General features: G+C 54.2%; 13 protein-coding genes, 4 tRNA genes and 2 rRNA genes. All 19 read right to left on the bottom strand.

Annotation, left to right across the window (positions count from 1 at the left end; all coding sequences use genetic code 11):
- Positions 1-18: 18 nt before the first annotated feature.
- Complete coding sequence (gene rpsG / locus ACZZ0B_RS00110) at positions 19-492, bottom strand: 30S ribosomal protein S7 (protein WP_007916467.1); 474 nt, start codon at positions 490-492, stop codon at positions 19-21.
- 107 nt (positions 493-599) lie between these two features.
- Complete coding sequence (gene rpsL / locus ACZZ0B_RS00105; protein WP_003186084.1) at positions 600-971, bottom strand: 30S ribosomal protein S12; 372 nt, start codon at positions 969-971, stop codon at positions 600-602.
- Positions 972-1,187: 216 nt separating this feature from the next.
- Complete coding sequence (gene rpoC / locus ACZZ0B_RS00100; protein WP_007916472.1) at positions 1,188-5,387, bottom strand: DNA-directed RNA polymerase subunit beta'; 4,200 nt, start codon at positions 5,385-5,387, stop codon at positions 1,188-1,190.
- 64 nt (positions 5,388-5,451) lie between these two features.
- Positions 5,452-9,525 (bottom strand): DNA-directed RNA polymerase subunit beta, encoded by a 4,074-nt coding sequence (rpoB, locus tag ACZZ0B_RS00095; RefSeq protein WP_008081909.1) that lies wholly within the window; start codon positions 9,523-9,525, stop codon positions 5,452-5,454.
- Positions 9,526-9,746: 221 nt separating this feature from the next.
- On the bottom strand, positions 9,747-10,112 hold the full coding sequence (rplL, locus tag ACZZ0B_RS00090; RefSeq protein ID WP_003228750.1) for a 50S ribosomal protein L7/L12: 366 nt from the start codon (positions 10,110-10,112) through the stop codon (positions 9,747-9,749).
- A 74-nt stretch (positions 10,113-10,186) separates the two neighbouring features.
- Positions 10,187-10,687 (bottom strand): 50S ribosomal protein L10, encoded by a 501-nt coding sequence (gene rplJ, locus ACZZ0B_RS00085; RefSeq protein WP_008081912.1) that lies wholly within the window; start codon positions 10,685-10,687, stop codon positions 10,187-10,189.
- A gap of 198 nt (positions 10,688-10,885) precedes the next feature.
- Positions 10,886-11,581 (bottom strand): 50S ribosomal protein L1, encoded by a 696-nt coding sequence (gene rplA, locus ACZZ0B_RS00080; RefSeq protein WP_007916481.1) that lies wholly within the window; start codon positions 11,579-11,581, stop codon positions 10,886-10,888.
- Entirely contained in the window at positions 11,581-12,012 is a 432-nt protein-coding gene (rplK, locus tag ACZZ0B_RS00075) for a 50S ribosomal protein L11 (RefSeq protein WP_003228756.1), read from the bottom strand. The genes rplA and rplK overlap by 1 nt, the downstream gene beginning before the upstream one ends.
- 117 nt (positions 12,013-12,129) lie before the next feature.
- Positions 12,130-12,663: a transcription termination/antitermination protein NusG gene (gene nusG, locus ACZZ0B_RS00070; protein ID WP_007916492.1), complete on the bottom strand. Its 534-nt coding sequence runs from the start codon at positions 12,661-12,663 to the stop codon at positions 12,130-12,132.
- Positions 12,664-12,672: 9 nt separating this feature from the next.
- Positions 12,673-13,041, bottom strand: a complete 369-nt coding sequence (secE, locus tag ACZZ0B_RS00065) for a preprotein translocase subunit SecE (protein ID WP_007916493.1) — start codon at positions 13,039-13,041, stop codon at positions 12,673-12,675.
- A 45-nt stretch (positions 13,042-13,086) separates the two neighbouring features.
- Positions 13,087-13,162: transfer RNA gene (locus tag ACZZ0B_RS00060), tRNA-Trp, on the bottom strand.
- A 53-nt stretch (positions 13,163-13,215) separates the two neighbouring features.
- The gene (gene tuf, locus ACZZ0B_RS00055; RefSeq protein WP_064392265.1) at positions 13,216-14,409 is read right to left on the bottom strand and encodes an elongation factor Tu; all 1,194 of its coding nucleotides are present in this window, start codon (positions 14,407-14,409) and stop codon (positions 13,216-13,218) included.
- Positions 14,410-14,493: 84 nt separating this feature from the next.
- Positions 14,494-14,569, bottom strand: a tRNA-Thr gene (locus ACZZ0B_RS00050).
- Between the two features lie 26 nt (positions 14,570-14,595).
- Positions 14,596-14,669 (bottom strand) — tRNA-Gly (locus ACZZ0B_RS00045).
- 25 nt (positions 14,670-14,694) lie between these two features.
- Positions 14,695-14,779, bottom strand: a tRNA-Tyr gene (locus ACZZ0B_RS00040).
- A 143-nt stretch (positions 14,780-14,922) separates the two neighbouring features.
- The gene (locus tag ACZZ0B_RS00035) at positions 14,923-15,360 is read right to left on the bottom strand and encodes a hypothetical protein (RefSeq protein WP_463544128.1); all 438 of its coding nucleotides are present in this window, start codon (positions 15,358-15,360) and stop codon (positions 14,923-14,925) included.
- Positions 15,361-15,551: 191 nt separating this feature from the next.
- Complete coding sequence (birA, locus tag ACZZ0B_RS00030; RefSeq protein WP_463544127.1) at positions 15,552-16,505, bottom strand: bifunctional biotin--[acetyl-CoA-carboxylase] ligase/biotin operon repressor BirA; 954 nt, start codon at positions 16,503-16,505, stop codon at positions 15,552-15,554.
- A 132-nt stretch (positions 16,506-16,637) separates the two neighbouring features.
- Positions 16,638-16,753: ribosomal RNA gene (gene rrf, locus ACZZ0B_RS00025) — 5S ribosomal RNA — on the bottom strand.
- A 150-nt stretch (positions 16,754-16,903) separates the two neighbouring features.
- A 23S ribosomal RNA gene (locus ACZZ0B_RS00020) occupies positions 16,904-19,797 on the bottom strand.
- Positions 19,798-19,808: the final 11 nt, after the last annotated feature.

Raw genomic sequence — 19,808 nt, 5'->3', positions numbered from 1 at the left:
AAATTAGTGAAGCTAAAATTAGAAGCGGTAGTGCGAGAAAGCTTTGTTGGCTTCGGCCATACGGTGCACGTCTTCACGCTTCTTAACAGCAGCACCTTTACCTTCAGCAGCATCCAGCAGTTCGCCAGCCAAACGCAGAGCCATAGACTTCTCGCCACGCTTACGTGCGAAGTCTACCAACCAGCGCATTGCCAGAGCGTTACGACGGGAAGGACGAACCTCGACCGGAACCTGGTAAGTAGCACCACCAACGCGGCGCGACTTCACTTCGACCAGCGGAGCGATGGCGTCGAGTGCTTTTTCGAAGAGTTCCAGGGGATCGGTGCCAGCCTTACGGGTCGCAACGGTTTCCAGGGCACCATAAACAATACGCTCGGCAACGGCTTTCTTGCCGCTCTCCATAACGTGGTTCATGAATTTGGCGAGGATCTGGCTTCCGTATTTCGGATCGTCCAGAATCTCACGCTTTGCTGCTACGCGACGTCTTGGCATGATAAGCCCTCAAGCGGTCTTCAGGTTAGCTCGGGACAGATCCAATGGATGCGTGCCCGACCTTACTCTTATCGACTCAATAAAATGAAAATCTGCAAAACGGCCGATTACTTCGGACGCTTGGTACCGTACTTCGAACGACCCTGGTTACGACCTTTAACGCCGGAAGTATCCAAAGAACCGCGAACGGTGTGGTAACGAACACCTGGCAAGTCTTTTACACGACCGCCGCGGATCAGTACCACGCTGTGCTCTTGCAGGTTGTGACCTTCACCACCGATGTACGAAGAAACTTCGAAACCGTTGGTCAGGCGCACACGGCATACTTTACGCAGTGCCGAGTTAGGTTTTTTCGGCGTAGTGGTGTACACACGGGTGCACACGCCACGACGTTGCGGGCAGTTCTGCAGCGCAGGTACGTCGGATTTCTCGACGATACGCTTACGCGGCTGACGTACCAGCTGGTTGATAGTTGCCATCTACTAGCTCCACTGTTGTCTTGCGACGCTATTGTCTTGCAAGAAAAGCAAAATGGCAGGAACGAATTCCCGCCAAATTTAGGGGATCAAGAGTCTAAAGAGGATCTTGTCCCCAGTCAAGGCAAGGCCCCGACCTCCCCGCCCCTCGAACCTCGACAAAATGTCTCGATTCGACGAACGGGGTGATCAGGGCCTTACGCTCATTTATCGCAGAACTCAGTTACCGCTCGAGTTCAGCGCTTCGGTCAGTGCAGCTTCCACTTCACTGGCGCTTACGCGCAACGGCTTGTCTGCTTCACGACGACGCTTGCGCTCGCTGTGATATGCCAGGCCGGTACCTGCCGGGATCAGACGACCCACGACAACGTTTTCTTTCAGGCCGCGCAGGTAATCGCGCTTGCCGGTGACTGCCGCTTCGGTCAGTACGCGGGTGGTTTCCTGGAAGGAAGCCGCCGAGATGAACGATTCGGTGGACAACGACGCCTTGGTGATACCGAGCAGAACGCGAGTGTACTTGGAGACGAACTTGTCTTCGCCGCCCAGACGCTCGTTCTCTACCAGTACGTGAGTCAGTTCCATCTGGTCGCCCTTGATGAAACTCGAATCGCCGGATTCAGCGATTTCAACTTTACGCAGCATCTGACGCAGGATGGTCTCGATGTGCTTGTCGTTGATCTTCACGCCTTGCAGACGGTAAACGTCCTGGATCTCGTTCACGATGTACTTGGCCAGCGCGCTCACACCCAGCAGACGCAGGATGTCGTGCGGATCGCTTGGACCGTCGGAGATAACTTCGCCGCGGTTTACCTGTTCGCCTTCGAACACGTTCAGGTGACGCCACTTCGGAATCAGCTCTTCGTACGGATCGGTACCGTCGTTCGGGGTAATAACCAGACGGCGCTTGCCTTTGGTTTCTTTACCGAACGCGATGGTGCCGCTGACTTCAGCCAGAATCGACGCTTCTTTCGGACGACGAGCTTCGAACAAGTCGGCAACACGCGGCAGACCACCGGTGATGTCGCGGGTCTTCGAAGTTTCTTGCGGGATACGCGCGATAACATCACCGATCGCGATCTTCGCACCGTCCGCTACACCGACCAGGGCGTTGGCTGGCAGGAAGTACTGAGCGATAACGTCAGTGCCTGGCAGCAACAGATCCTTGCCGTTGTCGTCGACCATCTTCACTGCTGGACGGATTTCTTTGCCCGCAGCTGGACGATCTTTCGCGTCGAGGACTTCAATGTTGGTCATACCGGTCAATTCGTCGGTCTGACGCTTGATCGTGATGCCTTCTTCCATGCCCACGTAGGTCACGGTACCTTTCATTTCGGTAACGATTGGGTGAGTGTGCGGATCCCACTTGGCCACGATTGCGCCAGCGTCGACCTTGTCACCTTCTTTAACCGAAATCACAGCACCGTACGGCAGCTTGTAACGCTCACGCTCACGACCGAAGTCATCAGCGATGGCCAGCTCACCGGAACGGGAAACAGCAACCAAGTGACCATCCACTCGCTCAACATGCTTCAAATTGTGCAGACGAACGGTACCGCCATTCTTCACCTGAACGCTGTCCGCAGCGGAAGTCCGGCTAGCCGCACCACCGATGTGGAACGTACGCATCGTCAGCTGGGTACCCGGCTCACCGATGGACTGGGCAGCGATAACGCCGACCGCTTCACCGATGTTCACCTGGTGACCACGAGCCAAGTCACGGCCGTAGCACTTGGCGCAAATGCCATAGCGGGTTTCGCAGCTGATCGGCGAACGCACGATCACTTCGTCGATGCTGTTCAGCTCGATGAACTCAACCCACTTCTCGTCGACCAGAGTACCGGCCGGAACGATAACGTCCTCGGTGCCTGGCTTGAATACGTCACGGGCAATAACACGACCCAATACGCGCTCACCCAACGGCTCTACAACGTCACCGCCTTCAATGTGCGGAGTCATCAGCAGACCGTGTTCGGTGCCGCAATCGATCTCGGTTACAACCAGATCCTGCGCCACGTCTACCAGACGACGAGTCAGGTAACCGGAGTTCGCAGTTTTCAACGCGGTATCCGCCAGACCTTTACGAGCACCGTGAGTCGAGATGAAGTACTGAAGTACGCTCAAACCTTCACGGAAGTTCGCAGTAATCGGCGTTTCAATGATGGAACCGTCCGGCTTGGCCATCAGACCACGCATACCGGCCAGCTGACGAATCTGTGCTGCGGAACCCCGCGCACCCGAGTCAGCCATCATGTACATCGAGTTGAAAGACTCTTGATCGACTTCAACGCCGTGACGGTCGATAACCTTCTCTTTCGAGAGGTTGGCCATCATTGCCTTGGAAACTTCGTCGTTCGCTTTCGACCAAAGGTCGATCACTTTGTTGTACTTCTCGCCCTGAGTTACTAGGCCGGAGGCGTACTGGCTCTCGATCTCTTTCACTTCGTCGGTGGCGGCACCGATGATGCGGGCTTTCTCGTCCGGGATAACGAAGTCGTTAACACCGATGGAAACGCCGGAGATGGTCGAGTAAGCGAAACCGGTGTACATCAACTGGTCAGCGAAGATAACGGTCTCTTTCAAACCAACCACGCGGTAGCACTGGTTGATCAGCTTGGAGATCGCCTTTTTCTTCATCGGCAGGTTGACGACGTCGTACGACAGACCTTTTGGCACAACCTGGAACAGCAGCGCACGGCCGACAGTGGTGTCGACGATACGGGTGCCGCTCACGCTGTTGCCGTCACGGTCGTTAACGGTTTCGTTGATACGGACTTTAACCTTGGCGTGCAGTGCGGCTTCGCCGGCACGGAACACACGGTCAACTTCCTGCAGATCCGCGAATACACGACCTTCGCCTTTGGCGTTGATCGCTTCACGAGTCATGTAGTACAGACCCAATACAACGTCCTGCGACGGAACGATGATTGGCTCACCGTTGGCTGGCGACAGAATGTTGTTGGTCGACATCATCAACGCACGCGCTTCGAGCTGGGCTTCCAGCGTCAGCGGTACGTGAACGGCCATTTGGTCGCCGTCGAAGTCGGCGTTGTACGCGGCGCAGACCAGAGGGTGCAGCTGGATAGCCTTACCTTCGATCAGTACCGGTTCAAACGCCTGGATACCCAGACGGTGAAGGGTCGGTGCACGGTTAAGAAGAACCGGGTGTTCGCGAATCACTTCAGCGAGAACGTCCCAAACCTCTGGCAGTTCGCGCTCGACCATTTTCTTGGCGGCTTTGATGGTGGTCGCGAGACCACGCATTTCCAGCTTGCCGAAAATGAACGGTTTGAACAGCTCAAGAGCCATTTTCTTCGGCAGACCGCACTGGTGCAGACGCAGGGTCGGGCCTACGGTAATTACCGAACGACCGGAGTAGTCAACACGCTTACCGAGCAAGTTCTGACGGAAACGACCTTGCTTACCCTTGATCATGTCAGCCAGGGATTTCAGAGGACGCTTGTTCGAACCGGTGATAGCGCGGCCACGACGACCGTTGTCGAGCAGCGCATCGACAGCTTCCTGCAACATACGCTTTTCGTTGCGCACGATGATGTCCGGAGCGGACAGATCCAGCAGGCGCTTCAAACGGTTGTTACGGTTGATCACTCGACGATACAGATCGTTGAGGTCGGAAGTCGCGAAACGACCGCCATCCAGCGGGACCAGTGGACGCAGATCTGGCGGCAGAACCGGCAGAACGGTCAGCACCATCCACTCTGGCAGGTTGCCGGAACCCTGGAAGGCTTCCATCAACTTCAGACGCTTGGACAGCTTCTTGATCTTGGTTTCGGAGTTGGTTTGCGGAATTTCTTCGCGCAGACGGCCAATCTCGTGCTCCAGGTCGATAGCGTGCAGCAGTTCACGGACAGCTTCAGCACCCATACGGGCGTCGAAGTCGTCACCGAACTCTTCCAGCGCTTCGAAGTACTGCTCGTCGTTCAGCAGCTGACCTTTCTCAAGGGTGGTCATGCCTGGGTCGATAACGACATAGCTCTCGAAGTAGAGAACGCGTTCGATATCACGCAGGGTCATGTCCATCAGCAAGCCGATACGGGACGGCAGCGATTTCAGGAACCAGATGTGGGCAACCGGCGAAGCCAGTTCGATGTGCGCCATGCGCTCACGACGAACCTTGGCCAGTGCAACTTCAACGCCGCACTTCTCGCAGATCACACCACGGTGCTTCAAGCGCTTGTACTTACCGCACAGGCACTCGTAATCCTTTACCGGGCCAAAGATCTTGGCGCAGAACAGGCCGTCACGCTCAGGTTTGAACGTACGGTAGTTGATGGTTTCCGGCTTTTTAACTTCACCGAACGACCATGAGCGGATCATCTCAGGCGAGGCCAATCCGATACGGATGGCGTCGAACTCTTCGACTTGACCCTGGTTTTTCAGCAAATTCAGTAGGTCTTTCAAGGCCTTTCCTCCTGGCGGAGCAGAGAGCGGGCAATCCTGCCCCGCTCTCGATTCGCGTCACGTGTTATTCGGTTTCCAGATCGATATCGATGCCGAGGGAACGAATTTCCTTGATCAACACGTTGAAGGACTCGGGCATGCCCGGCTCCATACGGTGATCGCCATCCACGATGTTTTTGTACATCTTGGTACGGCCGTTCACATCGTCCGACTTCACTGTGAGCATTTCTTGCAGAGTGTAAGCAGCACCGTATGCTTCCAGTGCCCAGACCTCCATCTCCCCGAAACGCTGACCACCGAACTGCGCCTTACCACCCAGCGGCTGCTGGGTAACCAGGCTGTACGAACCGGTAGAACGCGCGTGCATCTTATCGTCTACCAAGTGGTTCAGCTTCAGCATGTACATGTAGCCAACGGTAACTGGACGCTCGAACTTGTTGCCGGTACGGCCGTCAGTCAGCTGCATCTGGCCGCTTTCCGGCAGGTCTGCCAGTTTCAGCATGGCCTTGATTTCGCTTTCCTTGGCGCCGTCGAACACTGGAGTGGCCATTGGAACGCCGCCACGCAGGTTCTTCGCCAGATCCAGGATTTCCTGATCGGAGAAGCTGTCCAGATCTTCGTTACGACCGCCGATCTGGTTGTAGATCTCGTCCAGGAAGGTACGCAGTTCAGCGACTTTACGCTGCTCTTCGATCATCCGGTTGATCTTCTCGCCCAGACCTTTGGCCGCGAGGCCCAGGTGGGTTTCAAGGATCTGACCAACGTTCATACGCGAAGGTACGCCCAGTGGGTTGAGGACGACGTCGACCGGGGTGCCATTGGCATCGTGCGGCATGTCTTCAACCGGCATGATCACGGAGACCACACCTTTGTTACCGTGACGACCGGCCATCTTGTCGCCCGGCTGGATGCGACGACGGATTGCCAGGTAAACCTTGACGATTTTCAGCACGCCTGGAGCCAGGTCATCGCCCTGCTGCAGTTTGCGCTTCTTGTCTTCGAACTTGTCGTCCAGCAGACGGCGACGATCAACGATGTAGGCCTGAGCCTTCTCGAGCTGCTCGTTCAGAGCATCTTCAGCCATGCGCAGTTTGAACCACTGACCATGCTCAAGACCGTCGAGTACTTCGTCGGTGATGTCCTGACCTTTCTTCAGACCTGCGCCGCCTTCAGCCTTGTGGCCTACCAGAGCGGAACGCAGACGTTCGAAAGTCGCGCCTTCAACGATACGGAACTCTTCGTTCAGATCCTTGCGGATCTCGTCGAGCTGAGTCTTCTCGATCGACAGCGCACGAGCATCACGCTCAACGCCGTCACGGGTGAAGACCTGTACGTCGATGACAGTACCTTTGGTACCGGTAGGTACGCGCAGGGAAGTGTCTTTAACGTCGCTGGCTTTTTCACCGAAGATTGCACGCAGCAGTTTTTCTTCCGGAGTCAGTTGGGTCTCGCCTTTCGGAGTGACCTTACCCACCAGGATGTCGCCTGCGCCAACTTCAGCACCAACATAAACGATACCGGCTTCGTCCAGTTTGTTCAGTGCAGCTTCACCCACGTTAGGGATGTCCGCAGTGATCTCTTCAGGCCCAAGCTTGGTGTCACGGGCCACACAGGTCAGTTCCTGAATGTGGATCGTGGTGAAACGATCTTCCTGAACTACACGCTCGGACAGGCAGATGGAGTCTTCGAAGTTGAAGCCGTTCCATGCCATGAACGCGATGCGCATGTTCTGACCCAGCGCCAGTTCACCCATGTCGGTGGACGGGCCGTCGGCCATGATGTCGCTGCGCTGAACGCGATCACCCTTACGCACCAGCGGACGCTGGTTGATGCAGGTGTTCTGGTTCGAGCGGGTGTATTTGGTCAGGTTGTAGATGTCGACACCAGCTTCGCCGGTTTCAACTTCGTCATCAGCAACACGAACCACGATACGGCTGGCGTCGACGGAATCGATCACGCCGCCACGACGAGCCACGACGCAAACGCCGGAGTCACGGGCTACGTTACGCTCCATGCCAGTACCTACCAGCGGCTTGTCAGCGCGCAGGGTTGGTACAGCTTGACGCTGCATGTTCGAACCCATCAACGCACGGTTGGCGTCGTCGTGCTCGAGGAACGGAATCAGCGACGCTGCAACCGAAACTACCTGCTTCGGCGAAACGTCCATCAAGGTGACTTCTTCAGGCGCCTTAACGGTGAATTCGTTCAAGTGACGTACGGCTACCAGTTCGTCGATCAGGACTTTCTGGTCGTTCATGGTCGCCGAAGCCTGCGCGATCACGTGATCGGCTTCTTCAATAGCGGACAGGAACACGATCTCGTCGGTGACCACACCCTCTTTCACCACGCGGTACGGGCTTTCCAGGAAGCCGTACTGGTTGGTGCGAGCGTACGCAGCCAGGGAGTTGATCAGACCGATGTTCGGACCTTCCGGCGTTTCAATCGGGCATACACGACCGTAGTGAGTCGGGTGTACGTCACGAACTTCAAAGCCTGCGCGCTCACGAGTCAGACCGCCAGGGCCGAGTGCAGAGACACGACGCTTGTGGGTGATCTCGGACAGCGGGTTGTTCTGGTCCATGAACTGCGAGAGCTGGCTGGAACCGAAGAACTCTTTCACCGCTGCAGCCACAGGCTTGGCGTTGATCAGGTCTTGCGGCATCAGGCCTTCGCTTTCAGCCATCGACAGACGCTCTTTGACCGCACGCTCAACACGTACCAGGCCAACGCGGAACTGGTTCTCGGCCATTTCGCCTACGCAGCGAACACGACGGTTACCCAGGTGGTCGATGTCATCGACGATGCCTTTACCGTTACGGATGTCGACCAGAGTCTTCAGTACCGCGACGATGTCTTCCTTGCACAGCACGCCCGAACCTTCGATCTCGGTACGACCGATACGACGGTTGAACTTCATCCGGCCGACCGCAGACAGGTCATAGCGCTCAGGGCTGAAGAACAGGTTGTTGAACAGGGTTTCGGCAGCGTCTTTGGTTGGCGGCTCGCCTGGACGCATCATGCGATAGATCTCGACCAGCGCTTCCAATTGGTTGCTGGTGGAGTCGATCTTCAGCGTGTCGGAGACGAACGGACCGCAGTCGATGTCGTTGGTGTACAGAGTTTCGATGCGAACAACGCCGGACTTGGCAATTTTTGCCAGGACTTCAGTGTTCAGCTCGGTGTTGCACTCTGCCAGGATTTCGCCGGTAGCCGGGTGCACGATGACCTTGGCGGTAGTGCGACCGAGGACGTAGTCCAGAGGCACTTCCAGGGTCTTGATGCCGGCTTTTTCGATCTGGTTGATGTGGCGCGCGGTAATACGGCGGCCCGCTTCAACGATGACCTTGCCCTTCTCGTCCTGAATATCCAGAACCGCAATTTCACCACGCAGACGCGAAGCAATCAGTTCCAGGCTGAGGGTTTCGCCGCTCAGGTGGAAAACGTTGGTGGTGTAGAAAGCGTCCAGCACTTCTTCAGTGGTATAGCCGAGCGCACGCAGCAGTACCGATGCCGGCAGCTTGCGACGACGGTCGATACGCACGAACACGCAGTCTTTCGGGTCGAACTCGAAGTCCAGCCACGAACCGCGGTAAGGAATGATGCGCGCGGAGTACAGCAGTTTGCCGGAGCTATGCGTCTTGCCGCGGTCGTGGTCGAAGAACACGCCCGGGGAACGGTGCAGCTGGGAAACGATTACACGCTCGGTACCGTTGATTACGAAGGTACCGTTCTCAGTCATCAGGGGGATTTCACCCATGTAGACTTCTTGCTCTTTGATGTCCTTGATCGCTTTGTTCGACGATTCTTTGTCGAAAATGATCAGGCGCACTTTTACCCGCAAAGGTACGGCGAAAGTTACACCGCGCAATACGCATTCTTTGACATCAAATGCCGGTTCGCCCAGGCGATAACCGACGTACTCCAGCGCAGCATTGCCGGAGTAGCTGATGATCGGGAAAACGGATTTGAAGGCCGCATGCAGGCCCACGTCGCGGAACTGATCTTTAGTCGCTCCCGCTTGCAAGAATTCACGATACGAATCCAGCTGGATGGCCAGGAGGTACGGCACATCCATGACGTCCGGCAACTTGCTAAAGTCCTTGCGGATACGTTTTTTCTCAGTATATGAGTAAGCCATCAGCGTTCCCCAGCTTGGTCACCTGCTTGTTTGGCCCCTCCCGACGGGAGCAGCCAGAAAATCGTGCAAACCCCATGGTTTGCGCCACCGCATCGGGTGGTTACAGCGCCTTTATCAGCACCGACCCAGTCGGCTGCCAATAACGGAAAAAGGCCGGTGGCAAGAGCCACCAGCCATCAGCCTGTCGCTTGACGCTCGGGCTGGAGGAGCAAAGTCGATGCTTATTTCAGCTCGACTTTAGCGCCTGCTTCTTCCAGCTTCTTCTTGGCGTCTTCAGCCGCTTCTTTCGAAACGCCTTCAGCTACAACCTGAGGAGCGCCGTCTACTTTCTCTTTGGCTTCTTTCAGGCCCAGACCAGTCAGTTCACGAACTGCCTTGATCACGTTAACCTTCTTCTCGCCAGCTTCCAGCAGAACAACGTTGAACTCGGTTTGCTCTTCAACAACAGCGGCAGCAGCAGCTGGACCAGCCGAAGCAGCAGCAGCGGTAACGCCGAAGGTTTCTTCCATCGCTTTGATCAGCTCAACGATTTCCACTACGGATTTCTGGCCGATTGCTTCGATGATTTGTTCGTTAGTCAGAGACATGACTCAATTCCTGAATTGGGGGACGGCCTACGCGACCATCGAAATAAACAAAAAACGCGAGAAGTTGACGAGCCTTAGGCTGCAGCAGCTTCTTTCTGGTCGCGAATTGCCGCCAGAGTACGAGCCAATTTGCTGGTAGCGCCTTGAATCACGCTCATCAGCTGAGAAATTGCTTCGTCACGGGTCGGCAGAGTTGCCAGTACGTCGATCTGATTAGCTGCGAGGAACTTGCCCTCGAACGCAGCTGCCTTGATCTCGAACTTGTCCTGACCCTTGGCAAACTCTTTGAAGATACGGGCAGCAGCGCCCGGATGTTCGTTCGAGAATGCAATCAGGGTCGGGCCGGTGAACACGTCGTTGAGGACACTGTATTGAGTGTCAGCAACAGCGCGCTTGAGCAGGGTGTTACGTACAACGCGTACGTAAACGCCAGCTTCACGAGCCTCTTTACGGAGTCCGGTCATTGCGCCTACTGTTACGCCACGTGCATCAACCACGACAGCGGACAGAGCGACTTTGGCAGCCTCGTTGACTTCAGCGACGATGGCCTTCTTGTCTTCGAGATTAATTGCCACGGGTTTAACTCCTGCTTGTTACCGTTTCATTCGATCGAAACCGAATGTCGTTTTGGTGTCTGATTCGGTAAGGAACCGGGAGCACCATCTGCGTAGGCTGATGGTTTAAGACTTGCGCCGCCTACGGTCTTGGATAGCCCCCGCCAGGCAGGGACCCCAATCTTTCAATTGGTGCGATTACTCGCACCAATTTTTGTCTTACGCGTCCAGCGAGCTCTGGTCGATAACCAGACCTGGGCCCATAGTGGTGCTCAGGGTAACGCGCTTGACGTAGATACCTTTCGAGGAAGCTGGCTTGATACGCTTCAGATCAGCGATCAGGGCTTCAACGTTTTCCTTCAGCTTGACGGCATCGAAGCCCATCTTGCCAACGGAAGTGTGAATGATGCCGTTTTTGTCGGTGCGATAACGAACCTGACCAGCTTTAGCGTTCTTGACCGCGGTAGCTACGTCTGGAGTTACAGTACCAACCTTAGGGTTAGGCATCAGACCACGTGGACCGAGGATCTGACCCAACTGACCTACAACGCGCATTGCATCCGGGGATGCGATCACTACGTCATAGTTCAGGTCGCCGCCTTTCATTTCGGCAGCCAGGTCGTCCATACCTACACGGTCAGCGCCGGCAGCCAAAGCGGCCTCAGCAGCTGGACCCTGGGTGAACACAGCAACGCGAACAGTCTTGCCAGTGCCGTGTGGCAGCACAGTAGCGCTACGAACAACCTGGTCGGATTTACGCGGGTCAACACCCAGGTTTACAGCAACGTCGAACGACTCGCTGAACTTGACAGTCGACAGCTCAGCCAGCAGAGCGGCGGCATCTACAATGTTGTAGGCCTTGCCTGCTTCGATTTTGCCGGCGATAGCCTTTTGACGCTTGGTCAGCTTAGCCATTACACACCCTCCACGTTAAGGCCCATGCTACGAGCAGAACCGGCGATAGTACGCACGGCTGCATCCATATCAGCTGCAGTCAGATCCGCGTTTTTGGTTTTCGCGATTTCTTCCAGCTGAGCACGGGTAACGGTGCCAACCTTAACGGTGTTCGGACGAGCGGAACCGCTGGTCAGACCGGCCGCTTTCTTCAGCAGAACCGAAGCAGGGGTGGATTTTGTTTCGAAAGTGAAGCTACGGTCGCTGTAGACAGTGATGATCACTGGAGTCGGCAGACCAGCTTCCAGACCCTGGGTACGGGCGTTGAAAGCTTTGCAGAATTCCATGATGTTCACGCCGTGCTGACCCAGTGCAGGACCAACAGGTGGGCTTGGGTTAGCCTGAGCGGCCTTCACTTGCAGCTTGATGTAAGCGGTAATCTTCTTGGCCATGAGGCACTCCAATTACGGGTTCGAACGCCTCGAAAGGCTCCCCGGTTACTTGCGCGTTTATCCCAGTGACGACAAAACCCCACAGCCTATGGCTGTGGGGTTGGGATGCTTTTTCAGCTAGACCTTTTCGACCTGACTGAACTCCAACTCTACCGGAGTAGAGCGACCGAAAATGAGCACTGCCACTTGGATCCGGCTCTTTTCGTAGTTAACTTCTTCAACAACGCCATTGAAATCAGCGAATGGACCGTCATTGACTCGCACCGTCTCGCCTGGCTCGAAGAGAGTCTTCGGCTTCGGCTTGTCGCTACCATCAGCAACACGACGCAGAATTGCTTCCGCTTCTTTATCGGTGATTGGCGCTGGCTTATCAGCAGTACCGCCGATAAAACCCATCACCCGAGGAGTGTCCTTGACCAAGTGCCAAGTACCCTCATTCATATCCATCTGAACCAGCACGTAGCCTGGAAAGAATTTGCGCTCGCTTTTGCGCTTCTGGCCATTACGCATTTCAACCACTTCTTCAGTGGGAACCAGAATCTCGCCGAAGCCATCTTCCATGCCAGCCAGCTTTACGCGCTCGACCAGCGAGCGCATCACATGCTTCTCGTAACCCGAGTAAGCATGCACAACATACCAACGCTTAGCCACGGGACACCCTTAGCCGACAATCAAGGAAACAAGCCAGCCGAGCAGGGAATCAAGCCCCCACAACAGCAACGCCATAACCAAAACAACAGCCACCACAATAAGGGTGGTCTGCGTGGTTTCTTGGCGAGTTGGCCAAACGACTTTACGAATCTCGGTGCGAGCTTCCTTAACCAGTACAAAGAAAGACTTGCCCTTCGCAGTCTGCAAGCCTACAAAGGCAGCTACAGCAGCAATGACAAGCAAAGCGAGTACACGGTACAGGATCGGCGAAGCAGAGTAATACTGATTGCCAACAACGCCAACAACCACCAAAGCGACAACTACAAGCCACTTGAGCAGATCGAAGCGAGAGCCTTGAGCTTCAGCTTTAGGAGTCATCTATGAAGATCCTGTGAAAAGAAAGCCAGACACACCAAGTGAATCTGGCAGGTCAGGAGGGAATCGAACCCCCAACCTACGGTTTTGGAGACCGTCGCTCTGCCAATTGAGCTACTGACCTAAAACAAAATCAGGCCGACCATTATGCCGGCCCGAAAAATACATTACAACCACTTACTCGATGATTTTGGCTACGACACCAGCGCCGACGGTACGACCGCCTTCACGGATAGCGAAACGCAAACCATCTTCCATTGCGATGGTTTTGATCAGGGTAACAGTCATCTGAATGTTGTCACCCGGCATTACCATTTCAACGCCTTCTGGCAGCTCGCAGTTACCAGTCACGTCAGTAGTACGGAAGTAGAACTGCGGACGGTAGCCCTTGAAGAACGGAGTGTGACGACCGCCTTCTTCCTTGCTCAGAACGTAAACTTCTGCAGTAAACTTGGTGTGCGGCTTAACAGTACCTGGCTTAACCAGAACCTGACCACGCTCAACGTCGTCACGCTTGGTGCCACGCAGCAACACGCCGCAGTTCTCACCAGCACGACCTTCGTCGAGCAGCTTGCGGAACATTTCAACACCGGTGCAAGTAGTAACGGTGGTGTCACGCAGACCAACGATTTCCAGCGGATCTTGAACACGAACAATACCGCGCTCGATACGACCAGTCACAACAGTACCGCGACCCGAGATCGAGAACACGTCTTCGATTGGCATCAGGAATGGCTTGTCGGTCAGACGTACTGGCTCTGGAATGTAGCTGTCCAGAGTCTCAACCAGCTTTTTGACGGCAGTGGTGCCCATCTCGTTGTCGTCTTTGCCTTCCAGAGCCATACGAGCCGAACCGATGATGATTGGAGTGTCATCGCCCGGGAAGTCGTAGGTGGACAGCAGGTCGCGAACTTCCATCTCAACCAGTTCCAGCAGCTCAGCGTCGTCTACCAGGTCAGCCTTGTTCAGGAAAACCACGATGTACGGAACGCCTACCTGACGGGACAGCAGGATGTGCTCACGGGTTTGCGGCATCGGACCATCAGCAGCCGAGCAAACCAGAATAGCGCCGTCCATTTGAGCAGCACCGGTGATCATGTTCTTCACATAGTCAGCGTGACCTGGGCAGTCGACGTGAGCGTAGTGACGGATCTTCGAGTTGTACTCAACGTGAGCGGTATTGATGGTAATGCCGCGTGCTTTTTCTTCCGGGGCGCTGTCGATCTTGTCGAAGTCAACGATTGCCGAACCAAAAACTTCGGAGCAAACGCGAGTCAGAGCAGCAGTCAAAGTGGTTTTACCGTGGTCAACGTGACCAATGGTCCCAACGTTGACGTGCGGCAGGGAACGATCAAATTTTTCCTTAGCCATCGATATCACCCTTAACAGAAGAATTGAGCAAACGACACAAGCCATTAAAACAAAGGCAGATATTTTCATATCTGCCTTGTTATATGGAGCTCTTGAGCGGATTTGAACCGCTGACCTCACCCTTACCAAGGGTGTGCTCTACCAACTGAGCTACAAGAGCAAAACACTTTGCACAACCTGCAAACTTGGAGCGGGTAGCGGGAATCGAACCCGCATCATCAGCTTGGAAGGCTGAGGTTCTACCACTAAACTATACCCGCGGAGCCTGCAGCTCACGCTTAAATCTGGTGGAGGGAGAAGGATTCGAACCTTCGAAGTCGTAGACGTCAGATTTACAGTCTGATCCCTTTGGCCGCTCGGGAACCCCTCCTAATCAGGCCGGCATTCTACACTATGCCAAACCCCTGTCAAGCATTTTCTCATTTAAAAACCTGAGGTTAGCTGCATTGACATCACTTCACTTTGATTCCCTGTTCAGGTCTTCGCTGTGGAGCGGGCGCCATTCTATGCAAACTATTCAGTAGGTGCAACCCCCTCACACAGCATTATTTTATGTTTTAACTCATTGAATTCCTTGGAAAGGTTCTGCAGCTGGACATCCCCCAGCAAACGCTCGCTCGAAGGCGCTATCCGCAACCAGTAGTCCGCATCATGAAGATCCTTCGATGCAGGCTGTGCACTTATCCCCATACCAGCCAAACGCCGTTCAAGGCCTTCAATCAGCTCCTGGCGAGAGAACCCTCCCAGGAAAAGGCATTCATTCCCCGCTGTAGAGCCGCTCGTCCTTTCTCGCGATGCAGCTCCGCTCTCGCTGAGCAAACGAATATCTTGCTGCGAACCTCGATACAGATTGAGCGGAGTCACATCTTTCGCACGCAAAGGGGCCTCCTGCTGATGCCAGACGTAATAAAACACATTGAGTACTAACAGCAGCAGGAACATCCAACGCATACAAACCTCAAGTAAAAGGACATGCCATAGCCAGACTTACAAAAAAACCCACCAGGAGCGATCCATGCCAAGCAACTGCACGCAGGCCCTTGTTCAGCAACTAATCCGATTCAACGATCGCCTACACAATCAAATCCGTCGCTTCATTGGCTAACACGCGCCGTTTTATGAAGCCATTACCTTATTCGAGCTCAAGAATCGTCTCGCAGCCTCAGGCTAAGCTCACCACCACTGAAAACCTTTTCAACACCATCCACCGCCAACCGCAGAGCACCTTGATTATCGATACCTTGCACCACGCCATCTATTTGACTGACGCCGGCAATCAGTGAGACAGATCGACCATGCCACAAATGGTTTTCTTCCCACTCCGCTTGCAAAACCGTAAAGCCACCAGCCTGGTGACGTTCTATATAAGCCTGTAATTGCTCACTCAATTCAGCCACAAGAACATTACGATCGCAGGCCTTCCCAGACTCGAGCCGTATTGATGTCCATTTTTGATCCACTTCTGTTGCGACCTGCATGTTTGCATTGATGCCAATGCCTAACACCACATGGCAAACATCTGCAGGGTCGCCGACGAGTTCGAGTAAAATGCCAGCAATTTTCTTGTCACCGACAAGGACATCGTTAGGCCACTTCAACCCTGCCCCACCAACGCCGGATTTCCGCAAGGCCCGCATCACCGCCAAGCCAACAACCAGACTCAACCCTTCGAGCTGGCGCATTCCACCATCGATGCGAAGAACAAGACTGTAATAAAGATTTTCGGCAAATGGGCTAACCCATTTGCGCCCTCTACGCCCACGACCGGAAGTCTGCCTCTCAGCAACGACTAAAAATGGTGCGGCCTGCCCACGACCAATAGCGCGCAAAGCTTCAGCATTCGTCGAGTCGATAGTGTCGAACACTGCGAGAGGCCATTGCGGCATCATTTCTGAGATTTTTATAGAGTCGAGTAACGTCAACGGCGCTGCCAACTGATAGCCACGCCCTCGAACCTTGTGAATGGACAATCCAAGCTCAGACTCAAGGTGCTGAAGCTGCTTCCATACTGCACTTCGGCTAACTCCGAGCGCTACGCCCAGGGCCTCACCAGAATGAAAGCGCCCATCCTTCAGAAGATTCAACAACGTCAGCATGCAGGTCTCGCCTCGTAATGAGGCCCGAATAATATCTATGCTCAGGACAGTTGCATAGAAATCAAGCGAGCACATTTCCTGCGGGCAAAACAAAACCCCAACTGCTTTCGCAATTGGGGTTTCGGAATTTAATCTTGACGATGACCTACTCTCACATGGGGAAACCCCACACTACCATCGGCGATGCATCGTTTCACTGCTGAGTTCGGGATGGGATCAGGTGGTTCCAACGCTCTATGGTCGTCAAGAAATTCGGGTACTGAGTCGTGGCCAGATGGCCTCGCTTCAGCAAATTGGGTATGTGACAGCTTTCGGTGTTTGTGAACATCGAACTTTCGGTTCGTTTCGTCTTCACACACCGCAATCTGGCCTTTCGACTCAAATTGCTTGGGTGTTATATGGTCAAGCCTCACGGGCAATTAGTATTGGTTAGCTCAACGCCTCACAGCGCTTACACACCCAACCTATCAACGTCGTAGTCTTCGACGGCCCTTCAGGGAACTCAAGGTTCCAGTGAGATCTCATCTTGAGGCTAGTTTCCCGCTTAGATGCTTTCAGCGGTTATCTATTCCGAACATAGCTACCCGGCAATGCCACTGGCGTGACAACCGGAACACCAGAGGTTCGTCCACTCCGGTCCTCTCGTACTAGGAGCAGCCCCTCTCAAATCTCAAACGTCCACGGCAGATAGGGACCGAACTGTCTCACGACGTTCTAAACCCAGCTCGCGTACCACTTTAAATGGCGAACAGCCATACCCTTGGGACCGGCTTCAGCCCCAGGATGTGATGAGCCGACATCGAGGTGCCAAACACCGCCGTCGATATGAACTCTTGGGCGGTATCAGCCTGTTATCCCCGGAGTACCTTTTATCCGTTGAGCGATGGCCCTTCCATACAGAACCACCGGATCACTAAGACCTACTTTCGTACCTGCTCGACGTGTCTGTCTCGCAGTCAAGCGCGCTTTTGCCTTTATACTCTACGACCGATTTCCGACCGGTCTGAGCGCACCTTCGTACTCCTCCGTTACTCTTTAGGAGGAGACCGCCCCAGTCAAACTACCCACCATACACTGTCCTCGATCCGGATAACGGACCTGAGTTAGAACCTCAAAGTTGCCAGGGTGGTATTTCAAGGTTGGCTCCACGCAGACTGGCGTCCACGCTTCAAAGCCTCCCACCTATCCTACACAAGCAAATTCAAAGTCCAGTGCAAAGCTATAGTAAAGGTTCACGGGGTCTTTCCGTCTAGCCGCGGATACACTGCATCTTCACAGCGATTTCAATTTCACTGAGTCTCGGGTGGAGACAGCGCCGCCATCGTTACGCCATTCGTGCAGGTCGGAACTTACCCGACAAGGAATTTCGCTACCTTAGGACCGTTATAGTTACGGCCGCCGTTTACCGGGGCTTCGATCAAGAGCTTCGCGTTAGCTAACCCCATCAATTAACCTTCCGGCACCGGGCAGGCGTCACACCCTATACGTCCACTTTCGTGTTTGCAGAGTGCTGTGTTTTTAATAAACAGTCGCAGCGGCCTGGTATCTTCGACCGGCATGAGCTTACGGAGCAAGTCCTTCACCCTCACCGGCGCACCTTCTCCCGAAGTTACGGTGCCATTTTGCCTAGTTCCTTCACCCGAGTTCTCTCAAGCGCCTTGGTATTCTCTACCCAACCACCTGTGTCGGTTTGGGGTACGGTTCCTGGTTACCTGAAGCTTAGAAGCTTTTCTTGGAAGCATGGCATCAACCACTTCGTGTTCTAAAAGAACACTCGTCATCAGCTCTCGGCCTTAAGATCCCGGATTTACCTAAGATCTCAGCCTACCACCTTAAACTTGGACAACCAACGCCAAGCTGGCCTAGCCTTCTCCGTCCCTCCATCGCAATAACCAGAAGTACAGGAATATTAACCTGTTTTCCATCGACTACGCTTTTCAGCCTCGCCTTAGGGACCGACTAACCCTGCGTCGATTAACGTTGCGCAGGAAACCTTGGTCTTTCGGCGTGGGTGTTTTTCACACCCATTGTCGTTACTCATGTCAGCATTCGCACTTCTGATACCTCCAGCAAGCTTCTCAACTCACCTTCACAGGCTTACAGAACGCTCCTCTACCGCATCACCCGAAGGTGATACCCGTAGCTTCGGTGTATGGTTTGAGCCCCGTTACATCTTCCGCGCAGGCCGACTCGACTAGTGAGCTATTACGCTTTCTTTAAAGGGTGGCTGCTTCTAAGCCAACCTCCTAGCTGTCTAAGCCTTCCCACATCGTTTCCCACTTAACCATAACTTTGGGACCTTAGCTGACGGTCTGGGTTGTTTCCCTTTTCACGACGGACGTTAGCACCCGCCGTGTGTCTCCCATGCTCGGCACTTGTAGGTATTCGGAGTTTGCATCGGTTTGGTAAGTCGGGATGACCCCCTAGCCGAAACAGTGCTCTACCCCCTACAGTGATACATGAGGCGCTACCTAAATAGCTTTCGAGGAGAACCAGCTATCTCCGAGCTTGATTAGCCTTTCACTCCGATCCACAGGTCATCCGCTAACTTTTCAACGGTAGTCGGTTCGGTCCTCCAGTTAGTGTTACCCAACCTTCAACCTGCCCATGGATAGATCGCCCGGTTTCGGGTCTATTCCCAGCGACTAGACGCCCTATTAAGACTCGCTTTCGCTACGCCTCCCCTATTCGGTTAAGCTCGCCACTGAAAATAAGTCGCTGACCCATTATACAAAAGGTACGCAGTCACAGAACGAAGTCTGCTCCCACTGCTTGTACGCATACGGTTTCAGGATCTATTTCACTCCCCTCTCCGGGGTTCTTTTCGCCTTTCCCTCACGGTACTAGTTCACTATCGGTCAGTCAGTAGTATTTAGCCTTGGAGGATGGTCCCCCCATATTCAGACAAAGTTTCTCGTGCTCCGTCCTACTCGATTTCATGACTAAGAGATTTTCGCGTACAGGGCTATCACCCACTATGGCCGCACTTTCCAGAGCGTTCCGCTAATCTCAAAGCCACTTAAGGGCTAGTCCCCGTTCGCTCGCCACTACTAAGGGAATCTCGGTTGATTTCTTTTCCTCAGGGTACTTAGATGTTTCAGTTCCCCTGGTTCGCCTCTTGCACCTATGTATTCAGTACAAGATAACCATCTTATGATGGCTGGGTTCCCCCATTCAGACATCTCCGGATCAAAGTCTGTTTGCCGACTCCCCGAAGCTTTTCGCAGGCTACCACGTCTTTCATCGCCTCTGACTGCCAAGGCATCCACCGTATGCGCTTCTTCACTTGACCATATAACCCCA

The organism is Pseudomonas sp. AC247 (assembly GCF_979258015.1).
This window is presented reverse-complemented; position numbering and strand designations above follow the sequence as displayed.

What these genes read in the sequence shown, in the direction of transcription:
- rpsG (WP_007916467.1), bottom strand. Translation starts at nt 492, where the DNA reads ATGCCAAGACGTCGCGTAGCAGCAAAGCGTGAGATTCTGGACGATCCG.
- rpsL (WP_003186084.1), bottom strand. Translation starts at nt 971, where the DNA reads ATGGCAACTATCAACCAGCTGGTACGTCAGCCGCGTAAGCGTATCGTC.
- rpoB (WP_008081909.1), bottom strand. Translation starts at nt 9,525, where the DNA reads ATGGCTTACTCATATACTGAGAAAAAACGTATCCGCAAGGACTTTAGC.
- rplL (WP_003228750.1), bottom strand. Translation starts at nt 10,112, where the DNA reads ATGTCTCTGACTAACGAACAAATCATCGAAGCAATCGGCCAGAAATCC.
- rplA (WP_007916481.1), bottom strand. Translation starts at nt 11,581, where the DNA reads ATGGCTAAGCTGACCAAGCGTCAAAAGGCTATCGCCGGCAAAATCGAA.
- rplK (WP_003228756.1), bottom strand. Translation starts at nt 12,012, where the DNA reads ATGGCCAAGAAGATTACCGCTTACATCAAGCTGCAAGTGAAGGCCGCT.
- secE (WP_007916493.1), bottom strand. Translation starts at nt 13,041, where the DNA reads ATGACTCCTAAAGCTGAAGCTCAAGGCTCTCGCTTCGATCTGCTCAAG.
- tuf (WP_064392265.1), bottom strand. Translation starts at nt 14,409, where the DNA reads ATGGCTAAGGAAAAATTTGATCGTTCCCTGCCGCACGTCAACGTTGGG.
- ACZZ0B_RS00035 (WP_463544128.1), bottom strand. Translation starts at nt 15,360, where the DNA reads ATGCGTTGGATGTTCCTGCTGCTGTTAGTACTCAATGTGTTTTATTAC.
- birA (WP_463544127.1), bottom strand. Translation starts at nt 16,505, where the DNA reads ATGCTGACGTTGTTGAATCTTCTGAAGGATGGGCGCTTTCATTCTGGT.